The following is a 15,693-nucleotide window of genomic DNA, read 5'->3' as shown; positions in this document are numbered from 1 at the left end:
CCCGGCCGGTCCGGGGAATCCTGGGACGGCCGAGCGCGTTGTCGCATGTGACGGGTGGCGCCGTCGCAGCCCGGGGGCGAGCCGTCTCCGGACGCGGCAGGCGCGGCAGACGCCCGCGACCTGCCCCGTATCGCATTCGCATCGACGTAAAGGACCCAATGACCTCCTCTTCTTCCTTTTCCCAGGACGCACAGAGCTTCGCGCAGAACTACACCGAAGGTCTTCGGGCCGATGCCCTGATGGAAGAGGACGTCGCCTGGAGCCACGAGATCGACGGAGAGCGCGACGGCGAGCAGTTCGACCGCGCCGAGCGCGCGGCCCTGCGCCGTGTCGCGGGCCTCTCCACCGAGCTCGAGGACGTCACCGAAGTCGAGTACCGACAGCTCCGTCTGGAGCGCGTGGTCCTCGTCGGTGTCTGGACCTCCGGGACGGTTCAGGACGCGGAGAACTCCCTCGCCGAGCTGGCGGCCCTCGCGGAGACGGCGGGCGCGCTCGTGCTCGACGGCGTCATCCAGCGCCGCGACAAGCCCGACCCGGCGACGTACATCGGCTCGGGCAAGGCCCTGGAGCTGCGCGACATCGTGCTCGAAACGGGCGCCGACACGGTCGTGTGCGACGGTGAGCTGAGCCCCGGCCAGCTCATCCACCTCGAAGACGTCGTCAAGGTCAAGGTGATCGACCGGACCGCCCTGATCCTCGACATCTTCGCCCAGCACGCCAAGTCCCGAGAGGGCAAGGCCCAGGTCGCCCTCGCCCAGATGCAGTACATGCTGCCCAGGCTGCGCGGCTGGGGCCAGTCCCTGTCCCGGCAGATGGGCGGCGGCAAGGGCGGCGGCCTCGCCACCCGCGGCCCCGGTGAGACCAAGATCGAGACGGACCGGCGGCGGATCCGCGAGAAGATGGCGAAGATGCGCCGGGAGATCGCGGAGATGAAGACCGGCCGCGAGCTCAAGCGCCAGGAGCGCAAGCGCAACAAGGTCCCGTCCGTCGCCATCGCGGGCTACACGAACGCGGGCAAGTCCTCCCTGCTCAACCGCCTCACCGGCGCGGGCGTGCTGGTCGAGAACGCGCTGTTCGCGACCCTCGACCCGACCGTGCGCCGGGCCGAGACCCCGAGCGGGCGGCTGTACACCCTGGCGGACACCGTCGGGTTCGTCCGCCACCTGCCGCACCACCTCGTCGAGGCCTTCCGCTCCACGATGGAGGAGGTCGGCGAGTCCGACCTGATCCTGCACGTGGTGGACGGCTCGCACCCCGCGCCCGAGGAGCAGCTCGCCGCCGTGCGCGAGGTGATCCGCGAGGTGGGCGCGGTGGACGTGCCGGAGATCGTCGTGATCAACAAGGCGGACGCGGCCGACCCGCTGACCGTCCAGCGCCTGCTGCGCACGCAGCGGCACGCGATCGCGGTGTCGGCCCGCACCGGGCTGGGCATCGAGGAACTGCTCGCGCTCATCGACGCCGAGCTGCCCCGGCCCGAGGTGGAGATCGAGGCCCTCGTGCCGTACACCCACGGCAAGCTCGTCGCCCGGGCGCACGCCGACGGCGAAGTGCTCTCCGAGGAGCACACGGCCGACGGCACGCTGCTCAAGGCACGGGTGCACGAGGAGCTGGCGGCGGAGCTGGCACCGTTCGTGCCGGTGGCGCACTGACACTGCCGAGGCTCGGCGCCGGGTGGCCTGCCCCGACAGGGGCGCACCGGCCGCCGGGCACGGCGGCGCCCTGATCGCCCGCGCCTGGGGCACCCGCAGACGCCGTACACCCCGCGGACCTCGTACGCCATGCACATGGTGAAGGCCCCGCCCTCCTTCAAGAGGGGGCGGGGCCTTCGTCGTATAGAGAGGGCGAGGGTGGCCGGAGGGGCCAGAGGGCAGGCGGCGGGCCACCGAGGCGACCCCGCCCGCCGGGGCGATCCCGCCCGCCGGGGCGATCCCGCCCGCCGGGGCGATCCCGCCCGCCGGGGCGATCCCGCCCGCCGGGGCGATCCCGCCCGCCGGGGCGATCCCGCCCGCCGGGGCGGCCCCGGCCCGCCCCCTCAGTGATCCGCGAGGATCACTGAGCCCCGTACTTCTCGCTCATCATGTCGAAGATCTGCTTCGCCCCGGTGCCGAGCTGGGGACCGGCCAGCCAGGTGTTCTGCGCCGGGCCGATCGAGGTGTTGGAGGCGAGCTTCGTCTTGCCGTCCACCACGCGGAACCAGCCGCCACCGGAGGACCCGCCGGTCATGGTGCAGCCGATGCGGTACATCGTCGGCTGCGCCGGGTCAAGGGACAGGCGCCCCGGCCTGCTGATGCACTTGTGCATGGTCAGGCCGTTGAACGGCGGCGCGGCCGGGTAGCCCCAGGCGCCCATCGAGCCCACGCTCTGCGCCGACGGAGTCGAGAAGTCGACATCCAGCGCGTTGCCGACCGTCTCCTCCAGCGACTTGGTGCCCTCCTGCGGCTTCACGTGCATCACGGCGTAGTCGTACGGCGCACCGGCGCCGCCCGACGCCGCGCCCTGGTCGATCCACTCGCCGGAGGTCGACACCCAGTCCGCCCACCACTGGCCGTACGGGGCGATCTCCTGCGGAGCCGCGTTGCTCAGCTCCGCCTCGGACTTGCCCAGGTCGTTGTACGCGGGCACGAAGGTGATGTTGCGGTACCAGCCGCCCTTGGAACCGGCGTGCACACAGTGGCCCGCGGTCCACACCAGGTTCGACTTGCCCGGGTTGCGCGGGTCCTTCACGACCGTGCCCGAGCAGACCATCGAGCCCTCGGGGGAGTCGAAGAAGATCTTGCCGACCGGCGCCGCGTTCTCGTGATACGGGGTCTTCTCGGGCTTCGCGCGCACGGGAGTGGGCTCCGGATCGGTCGCGCCCTGGTCGGCCGCCGCGTCCTTCGCCGCGATCGTCTTGTTCGGGTCCTTGGCCTTCCGCATCCGCTCGGGCTTCCACAGGCCCTCGATGACCGGGTTGACGAAGTCCTTGGCCTCGCGCAGCCAGTCGTCCTTGCTCCAGTCCTTCCAGGCACCGTCCTTCCACTTGTCCGGGTCGATGCCGTGCTCCTTGAGCCGGTCGGCGAGGTCGCCGGGCAGGCCGGAGCCCGAGTCGGAGCCCTGGTCCGCGCCCTGCGAGGCGGAGGCGTCCGGCTTGTCGCTCGCCTTGTCGTCGCTCGGCCCGCAGGCCGTGGCGGTGAGCGCCAGGGCCGCGGTGAGCCCGGTGGCGGCGAGAGCGGCACGGCGAGCGCCGCGGCGCCCGAAGGGCGCACGAATGGAACGCATGGAGCTGTAACCCCCGTGAGAACGTGTGTTTGCCATGTGCGTGTCAGGCATGGGCGCGGAGCCCGCCCCGCCGACGTGACATCCCACTATGCCTGTGGAGTTGAGGACGAACAGGGGCGGGGCCGTGAAGGTTTCGGCGACCTCGCGCTGCCCGGCGCGGGGTGGATCCGCCTCGGGGAGCGGAGCCACTCCGGGGAGCGGGGCCCGGGTGCCCGGGGGGCGGGCCCGCACCAGGGGGCGGGCCCGCCCATCACCGCGTCGACCGGCCTACCGGCCCGCGAACTTCTCGCTGACCGCGTCGTAGACGCCCTTGGCCTCGTCACCCAGGCGCGGCCCCGCGAGCCAGCCCGCCGTGACCGGGCCGATCGAGGTGTTGGACACCAGCGCGGGCTTGCCGTCCTTGCCCGTGGCCACCCAGCCACCGCCGGACGAACCGCCGGTCATGGTGCAGCCGATGCGGTACATCGTCGGGTCGGGCTTGTTGAGGGACAGCCGCCCGGGCTTGTCCGCGCACTGGAACTGCTTCTGGCCGTCGAACGGCGGCGCCGCCGGGTAACCGGTCGCCGTCATGTCCTTGATCTGCGGCACGGCCGGGGCGTTGAAGTCCACCGGCAGCGCCGCGCCGACGATCTCCTCGAGGGACTTGGCCTTGCTGCCCTTCTCCGGCGTCACATGGATCACCGCGAAGTCGTACGGAGCGCCCTTGCCGCCGGTCGGGCCGCCCTGCTCGATCCACTGGTCGGAGGTCTGCGCCCAGTCGCCCCACCAGACGCCGTACGGAGCGACCTCCTCCTTCGGCGCGCCCTGGAGGTCCGCGGTGGCCTTCCCGCCGTTGTTGTACGAGGGGACAAAAGCGATGTTCCGGTACCAGCCGCCCTTGGCGCCCGCGTGCACGCAGTGGCCCGCGGTCCACACCATGTTCGACTTGCCCGGGTTCTTCGGGTCCTCGACGACCGTGGCCGAGCAGACCATCGACCCCTCTGGCCCGTCGAAGAACAGCTTCCCGGCCGCGGGGACCTGGCTGTGGTACGGCGGCTTCACCGCGGCGGCCTCGACGGGCTCCGGCGTCGGGTCCGTCACGCCCTGGTCACCGGAGATGTCGTTGTCGTCGACCCCGCGGTCCGGGTTCTTGTCCGCGTCCCGCATGCGGTCCGGGTCCCACAGGCCCTCGATGATCGGGTTGACGAAATCGCCCGCCTCGCGCAGCCAGTCGTCCTTGTCCCAGTTCCGCCAGGCGCCGTCCTTCCACTTGTCGAGATCGATGCCGTGCTCCTTGAGCCGGTCCTCGATGTCGCCGGGAAGCTTGATCTTGCCGTCGCTGTCGCCGCCGCCCGGCTGCTCCGCGGACGTGTCGTCCTTGCCGTCGTCGCCGGGGCCGCAGGCCGTCGCGGTCAGAACCAGGGCCGCGCCGAGCGCGACAGCGGCCGCCACGGGGAGGTCCTACCGCGCGCGCTCCTCCCACGGCGAGCGGCGAAAAGCGGGCGTATGGGTCGCATGGTGAGAATCCCCCTGGGCCTCGAATCGTTCCAAAGTGCCGGACATCGCGCCGTCGGACGCCTTCTCGTACGGCGCCGACGCCAGTGGTGCTCAGGGGTGCTGAACACCTCGGTGCTGATGAACGGCCCCCCACACTATGCCGGTGCCGTCGGGGACGGCCGACGGGACTGCAACGGTTCCGTCACGGCAAGGATCTTCAGGCAACCCGTGATCCCCCGCACTCACCGTCGTTGGTACGTACGGGGGATACGCGGTCCGCGTTCACCCCCGCGCCAACTCGCCCGCCGCACCGGCCGGATGCGGCGGGTCCTGCCACAGTCCCAGCGGGAGGACCGAAAGCCGTGGCCGTGACCGAGCCTGCCCCCGCGGTGGTGTCCGCGGCGCACGAGGGGATCCTGCGCCGCCAGTCGGCGCGCGAGTCGGCCGCGCGCACCTATGCGCGCGCCCTGCCGATCGTGCCGGTCCGGGCGCGCGGGATGACGATCGAAGGCGCCGACGGACGGCGCTACCTCGACTGCCTCTCCGGCGCCGGGACCCTCGCGCTCGGGCACAACCACCCCGTCGTGCTGGAAGCCATCCGCGCCGTCCTCGACTCCGGGGCGCCGCTGCACGTCCTCGACCTGGCCACTCCCGTCAAGGACGCCTTCACCACCGAGCTGTTCCGCACCTTGCCGCCGGGCCTCGCCGAGCACGCGCGCGTCCAGTTCTGCGGGCCCGCGGGCACGGACGCGGTGGAGGCCGCGCTGAAGCTGGTGCGCACGGCCACCGGGCGCGACGGCCTGCTCGCCTTCACGGGCGCCTACCACGGCATGACCGCGGGGGCGCTCGAAGCATCCGGCGGCGCACAGGACGTACGGGTGGCGCGCCTGCCCTATCCGCAGGACTACCGCTGCCCCTTCGGCGTCGGCGGCGACCACGGCGCCGAACTCTCGGCCCGCTGGACCGAGTCCCTCCTCGACGACCCCAAGTCGGGCGTGCCCACCCCCGCGGGCATGATCCTCGAACCCGTACAGGGCGAGGGCGGTGTCCTGCCCGCCCCCGACGCCTGGATGCGCCGGATGCGCGACATCACCGCGTCCCGGGGCATCCCGCTCATCGCGGACGAGGTGCAGACCGGAGTCGGCAGGACCGGTGCCTTCTGGGCGGTCGAGCACAGCGGCGTGGTGCCGGACGTCCTCGTCCTGTCCAAGGCCATCGGCGGCAGCCTCCCCCTGGCCGTCGTCGTCTACCGCGACGACCTCGACGTCTGGCCGCCCGGCGCCCACGCGGGCACGTTCCGCGGCAACCAGCTCGCCATGGCCGCGGGCGCCGCCACCCTCGCCTACGTCCGCGAGCACCGCCTCGCCGACCGCGCCGCCGCCGTCGGCGCCCGCATGCTCACCGGCCTGCGCGCCCTCGCCGCCGACCACCCCTGCGTCGGCGACGTCCGCGGCCGCGGACTGATGCTCGGCATCGAACTCGTCGATCCCGACGACGCCCAAGGGGTCCGAAACAGGGGGAACAGGGGCAAGACGGCTCCCCGTCTCCGTACGCGGCCACGACCACCGCACCGGAACGGCCACCCCACGCCGCCCCGGACCCCTTGACGCACGAACCCGACAGCGCCGACCCCCGAAGCCATGCCCAAAGCAACGGCTCGCGCGGCGACGCGGCGCGAGCCGTGCCCGCCCCCCGACCCGCGACGCCCACCGGAGCCACCCACCCCGAGCCCACCGCACACCCCCGCGACCCCGCACCAGGCCACCAGTCCGACGCACACCCGCATCCCCACCAGCCCGACAACCCCCACGACGACGCGTACGGCGTCCCGCGCACCCAGCCCCGCCCACCAGCCCCCGAACTCGCCGCCGCCGTCCAACGCGAGTGCCTGCGCCGCGGACTCATCGTCGAACTCGGCGGACGGCACTCCAGCGTCGTCCGCCTCCTCCCTCCACTCACGATCACCGACGAACAGGCGACCGCGGTCCTCGACCGCCTCGCCGACGCCCTCGCCGCGGCCACCCGATCCCACCACCGGTAACCCCCTGCCCCGCGCCACCTTGCCCCCCCTGTGGACTTTTTCCTATCCATCCCCGTCCCCCCCCGTACCTCCCGCCCGTCCCAACCGACCCCTCCGGGTACGCACCGCCCCGGCGGCGCCGCGCATGTCCCGCCTGCCTCCCCGGCCCTGCCCGTCGCCCACGGAGCCCGCACACACCTCAAGGAAGCCCACTTGAACCCCACCCCCGCATCCGACGGCCGTCCCCAACCCCACCCGTCCGGCGCCTGCGGCACACAACCCCCGACGACCCCGGAGCCCGGCACCGTCCCCCGGCAGAAAGGCCGGGGCCAGGAGGCCGAGCGCCCGCGCCCCACCTGCCCCGACCTCCTCGACCACCCCGACCCGAACACCGCCGCGCAGGTCGCCGCCGTCGAGAACCTGCTGCGCTGCTGGGTGCGCGAGAAGGGCATCGCCCCACCCGACCACGGGACCCTCCGCATCCCCCTCGACGCCAGCGGCACCGCCCTCCTCGTCCCCGTCCTCTACTGCTCCCCGACCGGGTGGCACCGCTTCGGCCTGCCCCGCCTGGAGGACGGCCCACGGACCGCGCCCCCAGCGGACGCCGTCACCGTCGCCGCCCTCCTGAGCCGCGAGACGACCCGCACCACAGCATCCGAAGTCACGACACCCGACCCCACGGCTGCCACGCACTCACACGACGTCAAGGCGCCCAGGCGCCCCGAGGGGCCCGAACCGGCGGAGGGAGCCGAGTCTGCGGAGGCGCCCGAGGAGCCCGAGGCGCCCGACGTGTCCGACGTGTCCGCGGGGCCCGACACGTCCGCAGAGCCCGCGCCCGACGCCTCCAGCACCTCCGCCCCGCACGTCACGTCCGACACCCCCACCCCTCCCGGCGGAGTGACACTGGCCCCCGAAGCGTCGGCCCAGACTCCCGACCGCTCCGAGCCCTCTGAGCCCTCCGAGCCCTCTGATGGTGCCGACCTCGTCGCCCGCGTCGCCGACTCCGTACGCCGCACCGCCGACTTCATCGCCGACCGCCGCGAGAATCCGAAGGAGACCCCCGACCTCTTCCTGGCCGCCGAACAGTCCCTGCTCCTGGGCCATCCCCTGCACCCGACGCCCAAGAGCCGCGAAGGACTCTCCGACACCGAGGCCCGGCTCTACTCACCGGAACTGCGCGGAGCCTTCCCCCTGCACTGGCTCGCCGTCGACCGCTCCGTCCTGGACACCGAATCCGCCTGGACCGAACGGGGCCGCCAGGTCTCGGCGGAACAACTCACCGCGCGCCTTGCCGGGCCCGACCTGGCGGCACCGGACGGCCACGCCCTGCTCCCCGTACACCCCTGGCAGCTCCGGGAGCTGAAGCACCGCTCCGTAACGGCGGCCCTCCTGGACGCCGGACTGCTCAAGGATCTCGGCCAGCACGGCGACCCCTGGTGCCCCACCTCCTCCGTACGCACCCTCTACCGCTCGGGTGCCCCCGCCATGCTGAAGCTGTCGCTCGGCCTGCGCATCACCAACTCCCGCCGGGAGAACCTCCGCAAGGAGCTCCACCGCGGCGTCGAGGTCCACCGACTGCTGCGCAGCGGGCTCGCCGAACAGTGGCAGGCGGCGCACCGCACCTTCGACGTGGTCCGCGACCCCGCCTGGTTCGCCGTCACCGGCGCCGACGGCGTCCCCGTCACCGGGCTCGACGTCATGATCCGGCACAACCCCTTCAGCCCCGTCGACGACGCCACCTGCATCGCGGGCCTCGTCTCGCCCAAGCCCGCCGTGCGGCCCATCGGTCAGGACCGTCCGCCGATGCGCTCACGGCTCGCCGAGATCGTCATTCGGCTCGCCGGTCGCACCGGCCGCCCACGCGGAGCCGTCGCCGCCGAGTGGTTCCTGCGCTACCTCGAAAGCGTCGTACGCCCCGTGCTCTGGCTTGACAGCGAGGCGGGCGTCGCCCTGGAGGCACACCAGCAGAACACCGTGCTGCTGCTCGACCCCGACGGCTGGCCGAAGGGCGGACGCTACCGCGACAACCAGGGCTACTACTTCCGCGAGTCCCGCCGCGCCGAACTCGACAAGCGTCTCCCCGGCATCGGGCAGCACAGCGACACCTTCGTCTCCGACGCGGTCACCGACGAGCGCTTCGCCTACTACCTCGGCATCAACAACGTGCTCGGGCTCATCGGAGCCTTCGGAGCCCAACGCCTCGCCGACGAGAGGCTGTTGCTGGCGGCCTTCCGCCGCTTCCTCGCCGACGCCGCGTCAGGCCCCAGAGCGCTGCGCACCCCCCTGCCCTCCCGGCTGCTCGACTCGCCGGTGCTGCGCTGCAAGGCCAACCTGCTGACCCGGCTGCACGGCCTCGACGAACTCGTCGGCCCGGTCGACACCCAGTCCGTCTACGTCACCATCGCCAACCCCCTCCACGAATGAACCCCCGGCGGTGAACTCCCCTCACCGCCATGCCCCTTGTCCCCGCCTGCCCCCTTCCCGAGGACCGTGCCCCGCCTCCACTGAACCCGCCCCCTGCCGAGAGGAGCGACGCCGTGCCTCCCACCGACGCGAGCACCGACGCCGGAACCGAGCCCGCCACCGCGCGCACCCCGGACTGCGAAGACACCCTGGACCTGCGGCTGCCCGACGACCTCCTCGCCCTGATCGCCGAGCGCGGCGAACACCCCCCTCCTCGGCACCCGACGGCAACGGCGACCTGCCCGCGACGCCGAGCGGCCGCGCGGGCACGGCAGGCGCGGCAGGCATGGCAGGAACGGCAGCCGTCAGGCCAGGGGGCACGGCACGGGGCGCTCCCCGCGACCTGCTCGACCACGTGGCCGCCTGGCGCCCGGCCGCAACCGAAGCGGGCACCTTCCGCCTGGTCCCCGTCCGCCTCGAACGCGACCTGCCGCTCATCAGCCGGTGGATGAACGACCCGGCCGTGGCCGCGTTCTGGGAACTGGCGGGGCCCACCTCCGTCACAGAGGCCCACCTGCGGCCGCAACTCGACGGAGACGGCCGCAGCGTGCCCTGCCTCGGCGTCCTCGACGGCACCCCCATGAGCTACTGGGAGATCTACCGCGCCGACCTCGACCCCCTGGCGCGCCACTACCCCGTACGCCCCCACGACACCGGACTTCACCTCCTCATTGGCGGTGTCGCCGACCGCGGCCGGGGAATCGGCACCACCCTGCTGCGAGCCGTCGCCGATCTTGTCCTCGACCACCGCCCCTCCTGCGCACGCGTCGTCGCCGAACCAGACCTGCGCAACACCCCCTCCGTCTCCGCGTTCCTCAGCGCCGGCTTCCGCTTCGCCGCGGAAGTCGACCTGCCCGACAAGCGAGCGGCGCTCATGATCCGTGACCGAGCCCTGCGAGCCGTCCTCTGACCCGCCCGACCGGCCCGCGCACTGACCACTCACCTCTGTTGCACCGCTCGACTCTGTTACACCGCTCGACCCGATCCGGTTCCCTCACCGAGGAGTCCCCGTGCCGAATCCCGACGACCAGCAGCCGACCCGCAGCGCGCACAAACCGGCCCGCACACCGGTGCCCCACGACCCCACCGCGCTCTTCGACCCGCCCGAGCTGACCCAGGACCGCTGGGAGCAGGCCGGGCGGCGCCTCCTCGCCAAGATCGTCAGCGAGTTCGCGTACGAGGAGATCGTCGAGCCCATCCCCACCGGGCCGACCGAGGATGGCGCGTACGGCGGCACCGGCAGCTATCGCCTGCTCCTCGACGCCCCCGGCGGGGAGAGCCAGCCGCCCCCGCCGAGGGGGAACGCGATTGCGCCGACGGGGAGCCCGAGGCCTCCGCCGAGAGCGAGCGGGCCCGCCCCTGTCTGCTCTTCCGCGCACGCCGCGGCGCGTACGGCGGCTGGCGCGTGGACCCGGCCAGCCTCGCGCTCACCGACGGCGCCGGTGCGCTGCCCGCGACCGACCCGCTGTGGTTCCTGACGGCCGCCCGCCGGACCCTGGGCCTGGACGGCGCCACGCTCGGCCACCTCATCCGTGAGCTGACCGTCACCCTCAGCGCCGACGCCCGCCTCGACCACACCGCCCGCACCGCCGCCCAACTCGCCGACCTCGACTACGCGGAACTCGAAGGGCACCAGACCGGCCACCCCTGGCTCGTCCTCAACAAAGGGCGCATCGGATTCTCCGCGACCGACGCGCAGCGCTGGGCGCCCGAGGCCCGCGTCAGCTCCGCCATCCCCTGGATCGCCGTCCACGCGAGCCTCGCCACCTACCGGGGCGTGCCCGGCCTGGACGGCCCCGACCGGCTCTACGCCCGCGAACTCGACCCCGCCACCCGGGAGACCTACGCCGCCGTCCTCCGCTCACGGGGCCTCGACCCCGGGGAGTACCTCTACCTTCCCGTGCACCCCTGGCAGTGGGACGACGTCGTGCTGCCGCTGTTCGCCCCCTCCGTAGCGGCCGGACAGATCGTTCCGCTGCCCAGCGACGGCGACCAGCGCCTCCCGCAGCAGTCCATCCGCACCTTCCTGAACACCACCCGCCCCGAGCGGCACACGATCAAGCTCCCGCTGTCGGTCCTCAACACCCTGGTGTGGCGCGGCCTGCCCACGGAGCGCACGCTCGCCGCGCCCTCCGTCACCTCCTGGGTGCACACGGTGCGCGACGGAGACCCCTTCCTGCGCGACGAGTGCCGGGTGATCCTCCTAGGAGAGGTCGCCTCCGTCGCCGTGGAGCACCCCGTGTACGACGCGCTTCCGGAAGTTCCCTATCAGTACAAGGAGTTGTTGGGCGCCATCTGGCGCGAGCCGCTCAAGCGCTACCTCGCGCCGGGGGAGCGCGCCCGTACGCTCGCGTGTCTGCTGCACACCGACCCCCAGGGGAGGGCGCTCGTCGCCGAGCTGATCAGCCGCTCGGGGCTGCCGCCCACCGTGTGGCTGAGTCACCTGTTCGCGGCGCTGCTGCCGCCGCTCCTGCAGTTCCTGTACCGGTACGGCACCGTGTTCTCGCCCCACGGAGAGAACGCCATCGTCGTCTTCGACGAGAAGGACGTGCCCACGCGGCTCGCGGTGAAGGACTTCGTCGACGACGTCAACGTGAGCGCCGAGCCGGTTCCGGAGCACGCCGACATGCCCGACGACGTGCGCGCCGTCCTGCTCACCGAGCCACCGGCCTTCCTCACGCAGTTCATCCACGCGGGGCTGTTCGTCGGCGTCTTCCGCTACCTGGCGCCGCTGTGCGAGGAGCAGCTCGGCGTCCCGGAGCCGGACTTCTGGTCGCTGGTACGCGCCGAGATCCTGCGCCACCAGGCCCGCGCTCCAGAGCTCAAGGAGCGGTACGAGATGTTCGACCTGCTCACACCGCGGATCGACCGACTGTGCCTCAACCGCAACCGGCTCCACCTCGACGGCTACCGCGACCGGCCCGAGCGCCCGCACGCCGCCGTGCACGGCACGGTGCCCAACCCCCTCCACGAGCCTTGATCGTGGCGTTGTCAGTGGCGCACCGTAGGCTGGTCGGCCTATGACGAAGCCCTCTCTTCCCGAGCTCCTGCACGCCGCCGTCACCGCCGTCGGCGGCACGGAGCGCCCTGGTCAGGTGACCATGGCCGAGACCGTCGCCGAGGCGATCGACGACGGTTCCCACCTGCTGGTCCAGGCAGGCACCGGCACGGGCAAGTCCCTCGGGTACCTGGTGCCCGCGCTGGCGCACGGGGAGCGCGTGGTGGTGGCGACGGCCACCCTCGCGCTCCAGCGGCAGCTCGTGGAGCGGGACCTGCCGCGCACGGTGGACGCGCTGCATCCGCTGCTGCGCCGCCGCCCCGAGTTCGCCATGCTCAAGGGCCGGTCGAACTACCTGTGCCTGCACCGCCTGCACGAAGGGGTGCCGCAGGACGAGGAGGAGGGCCTCTTCGACCAGTTCGAGGCGGCCGCGCCCACCAGCAAGCTCGGCCGGGACCTGCTGCGCCTGCGGGACTGGGCGGACGAGACGGAGACCGGTGACCGCGACGACCTCACTCCAGGGGTCTCCGACCGGGCCTGGGCCCAGGTGTCCGTCTCGTCCAGGGAGTGCCTGGGGGCCACGCGGTGCGCGTACGGGCAGGAGTGCTTCGCGGAGGCGGCCCGCGAGCGCGCCAAGCTCTCCGAAGTGGTAGTCACCAACCACGCGCTGCTCGCGATCGACGCCATCGAGGGCGCCCCGGTCCTGCCGCAGCACGAGGTGCTGATCGTGGACGAGGCGCACGAGCTGGTCTCCCGCGTCACCGGCGTCGCCACGGGCGAGCTCACGCCTGGGCAGGTCAACCGCGCGGTGCGCCGTGCGGCGAAGCTGGTCAACGAGAAGGCCGCGGACCAGCTCCAGACCGCCGCCGAGGGCTTCGAGCGGCTGATGGAGCTGGCCCTGCCCGGCCGCCTGGAGGAGATCCCGGAGGACCTGGGGTACGCGTTGATGGCGCTGCGTGACGCCGCCCGGACGGTGATCACGGCGCTCGGCTCCACCCGCGACAAGTCGGTCCAGGACGAGGACGCCGTCCGCAAGCAGGCCCTGGCGTCCGTGGAGACGATCCACGACGTGGCGGAGCGCATCACGAACGGCTCCGAGTACGACGTCGTCTGGTACGAGCGCCATGACCGCTTCGGCGCCTCCTTGCGGGTGGCTCCCATGTCCGTGTCAGGGCTGCTGCGCGAGAAGCTCTTCACGGACCGCTCCGTGGTCCTCACGTCCGCGACGCTGAAGCTGGGCGGCGACTTCAACGGGGTGGGGGCGTCCCTCGGCCTCGCTCCGGAGGGCACGCAGTCCGAGGACAGCCCGGCCTGGAAGGGCATCGACGTCGGCTCCCCGTTCGACTACCGCAAGCAGGGGATCCTGTACGTCGCGCAGCACCTGGCCCGCCCGGCCCGCGAGGGCACGCGCGGTGACATGCTGGACGAGTTGGCCGAGCTGATCGAGGCGGCGGGCGGGCGCACGCTCGGCCTGTTCTCCTCGATGCGGGCGGCGCAGTCCGCGGCGGAGGAGCTGCGGGGCAGGCTGGACATGCCGATCCTGCTCCAGGGCGAGGAGACCCTGGGCGAGTTGATCAAGGGTTTCGCGGCCGACCCGCAGACGTGTCTGTTCGGCACGCTGTCGCTGTGGCAGGGCGTGGACGTGCCGGGTGCCAGCTGCCAGCTGGTGATCATGGACAAGATCCCGTTCCCGCGCCCCGACGACCCGCTGATGAGCGCCCGCCAGAAGGCCGTGGACGAGGCCGGGGGCAATGGCTTCATGGCGGTCGCGGCGACGCATGCGGCGCTTCTCATGGCGCAGGGCGCGGGGCGTCTGGTGCGTGCCTCGGGAGACCGCGGTGTGGTGGCCGTCCTGGATCCGCGCCTGGCCACCGCTCGGTACGGCAGCTATCTGCGGGCGTCGCTGCCGGACTTCTGGTACACGACGGACCGCAACCAGGTGCGCCGCTCGCTGGCCGCGATCGACGCGGCGGCGCGGGAGAAGGGCGAGTAGCGACGCGGGGCCTCTGCGCGGCGGCGGGGCGGGGTGCCCGTCGCCACGGGCGGGGCTCCGTGGGCGCGTGGTGGGCTCTGTCGGCCTCTTTCGGTGCCCCTGGCTGGGGTGGGGCCGATCTGATTGCGGGGCGCGGCCGTGACGGCTCTGAGCGTGTGCGGAGCGTACGGCGCCGGGGCCCAGGGCGGCCCGTCGGGGCCCCGTAGTGGATTCAGGAACCCCGTGGTGGACTCAGGTGCCCCGGGGCCCGGACATGGCAGGGCCCCGGAACCGGCGCAGTGGGTCCCGGGGCCGGTCAGGGGCGGGGGTCACACGCGCCGCAGCACGGCGACCACCTTGCCGAGGATGGTGGCCTCGTCGCCGGGGATCGGCTGGTACGCGGCGTTGTGCGGCAGCAGCCAGACGTGGCCGTCCTCGCGCTTGAAGCGCTTGACCGTGGCCTCGCCGTCGAGCATGGCGGCGACGATGTCACCGTTCTCGGCGACGGGCTGGCGGCGGACCGTGACCCAGTCGCCGTCGCAGATCGCCGCTTCGATCATGGAGTCGCCGACGACCTTCAGGACGAACAGCTCGCCGTCGCCGACGAGCTGCCGGGGGAGGGGGAACACGTCCTCGACCGACTCCTCGGCGAGGATCGGGCCACCGGCGGCGATGCGGCCGACCAGTGGGACGTACGAAGCGGCGGGCTTGCCCGTGGTGTCCGTGGCCTGGGTGCTCGGCTGGTCCGAGCCGCGGACCTCGTAGGCGCGGGGGCGGTGGGGGTCGCGGCGCAGGAAGCCCTTGCGCTCCAGGGCCATGAGCTGGTGGGCCACCGAGGAGGTGCTGGAGAGGCCGACCGCCTGTCCGATCTCCCGCATCGACGGCGGGTAACCACGACGCTGGACCGAGTCCCTGATGACTTCGATCACCCGGCGCTGGCGATCGGTGAGCCCCGAGCTGTCGGCGCGGATGCCTGGAGGTCGGCCCGGCAGGGAGCGCGTGGGCTTGGGCCCCTCCTGGTTCGTGGCTGCGTCAGTCATGGCATGCACCGGCTCGAATCGGCTCTGGGAGCGGTCCTGGGCAGTGATGGTGGCGCTGTCTGCGGTGGTGGTCACGTCGGTCGGCCCCTCTCGAAATGTTCTCCCTAGTTAGCCAACGGTAGTTGCTTTCGAAAGGTTGCGCCAAACACACGTTCGAGTGAAAAATCGTAGATTGCCTGACGTGATCATGTGTCTGGGTGTATGGCTAACGCGTGGACCGAAAGGCAATTCGGTTCATTACGGTACGCTTCACCGCCGGGGTCGTAACCCTGCCGGGTGAGAGTCTCATACTGCCACCCTGACCCCCGTCAACCCCGCACCGGTCTCACCGGCGGCGTTGCCCGTGTGGGCGGCGACATGGCCCGCATGGGCGCACTGGCGCCCGCGCGCGAGTCCGGCGGTGCGGCGCGCGGGCGGGCCTGGCGCCGTGAACGAGATGCCTGGCGCCGTGCGCGAGGGCGCGGAG

General features: G+C 72.6%; 7 protein-coding genes and 2 pseudogenes. 6 read left to right on the top strand and 3 right to left on the bottom strand.

The window, feature by feature from the left end:
* Positions 1 to 158 precede the first annotated feature (158 nt).
* Positions 159 to 1,649: a GTPase HflX gene (hflX, locus tag ACOBQU_RS10160; RefSeq protein WP_423625953.1), complete on the top strand. Its 1,491-nt coding sequence runs from the start codon at positions 159 to 161 to the stop codon at positions 1,647 to 1,649.
* A 400-nt stretch (positions 1,650 to 2,049) separates the two neighbouring features.
* Here the strand turns inward: hflX and ACOBQU_RS10155 are convergent, their stop codons facing one another.
* Positions 2,050 to 3,258 carry a trypsin-like serine peptidase gene (locus tag ACOBQU_RS10155; RefSeq protein WP_423625952.1) on the bottom strand — a complete coding sequence of 403 codons (1,209 nt, stop codon included), beginning with the start codon at positions 3,256 to 3,258 and terminating at the stop codon, positions 2,050 to 2,052.
* A 267-nt stretch (positions 3,259 to 3,525) separates the two neighbouring features.
* Complete coding sequence (locus tag ACOBQU_RS10150) at positions 3,526 to 4,689, bottom strand: trypsin-like serine peptidase (protein WP_423625950.1); 1,164 nt, start codon at positions 4,687 to 4,689, stop codon at positions 3,526 to 3,528.
* 407 nt (positions 4,690 to 5,096) lie between these two features.
* On the opposite strand from ACOBQU_RS10150, the pseudogene ACOBQU_RS10145 reads away from it, so the two are divergent.
* From ACOBQU_RS10145 to ACOBQU_RS10125, 5 genes and pseudogenes are all read left to right on the top strand, one after another.
* Positions 5,097 to 6,700 (top strand): annotated as a pseudogene (locus ACOBQU_RS10145) (diaminobutyrate--2-oxoglutarate transaminase family protein); the annotation flags it as partial.
* A gap of 267 nt (positions 6,701 to 6,967) precedes the next feature.
* Complete coding sequence (locus ACOBQU_RS10140) at positions 6,968 to 9,178, top strand: IucA/IucC family protein (protein ID WP_423625948.1); 2,211 nt, start codon at positions 6,968 to 6,970, stop codon at positions 9,176 to 9,178.
* A gap of 175 nt (positions 9,179 to 9,353) precedes the next feature.
* Entirely contained in the window at positions 9,354 to 10,127 is a 774-nt protein-coding gene (locus tag ACOBQU_RS10135; protein WP_423634380.1) for a GNAT family N-acetyltransferase, read from the top strand.
* 213 nt (positions 10,128 to 10,340) lie between these two features.
* Positions 10,341 to 12,197: pseudogene (locus ACOBQU_RS10130) on the top strand (IucA/IucC family protein); the annotation flags it as partial.
* A 40-nt stretch (positions 12,198 to 12,237) separates the two neighbouring features.
* Positions 12,238 to 14,208 carry an ATP-dependent DNA helicase gene (locus ACOBQU_RS10125; RefSeq protein ID WP_423625946.1) on the top strand — a complete coding sequence of 657 codons (1,971 nt, stop codon included), beginning with the start codon at positions 12,238 to 12,240 and terminating at the stop codon, positions 14,206 to 14,208.
* Positions 14,209 to 14,516: 308 nt separating this feature from the next.
* Here the strand turns inward: ACOBQU_RS10125 and lexA are convergent, their stop codons facing one another.
* On the bottom strand, positions 14,517 to 15,302 hold the full coding sequence (gene lexA / locus ACOBQU_RS10120) for a transcriptional repressor LexA (RefSeq protein ID WP_423625944.1): 786 nt from the start codon (positions 15,300 to 15,302) through the stop codon (positions 14,517 to 14,519).
* Positions 15,303 to 15,693 lie beyond the last annotated feature (391 nt).

This window comes from Streptomyces sp. G45 (assembly GCF_049542095.1).
Classification (GTDB): Bacteria; Actinomycetota; Actinomycetes; order Streptomycetales; family Streptomycetaceae; genus Streptomyces.
This window is presented reverse-complemented; position numbering and strand designations above follow the sequence as displayed.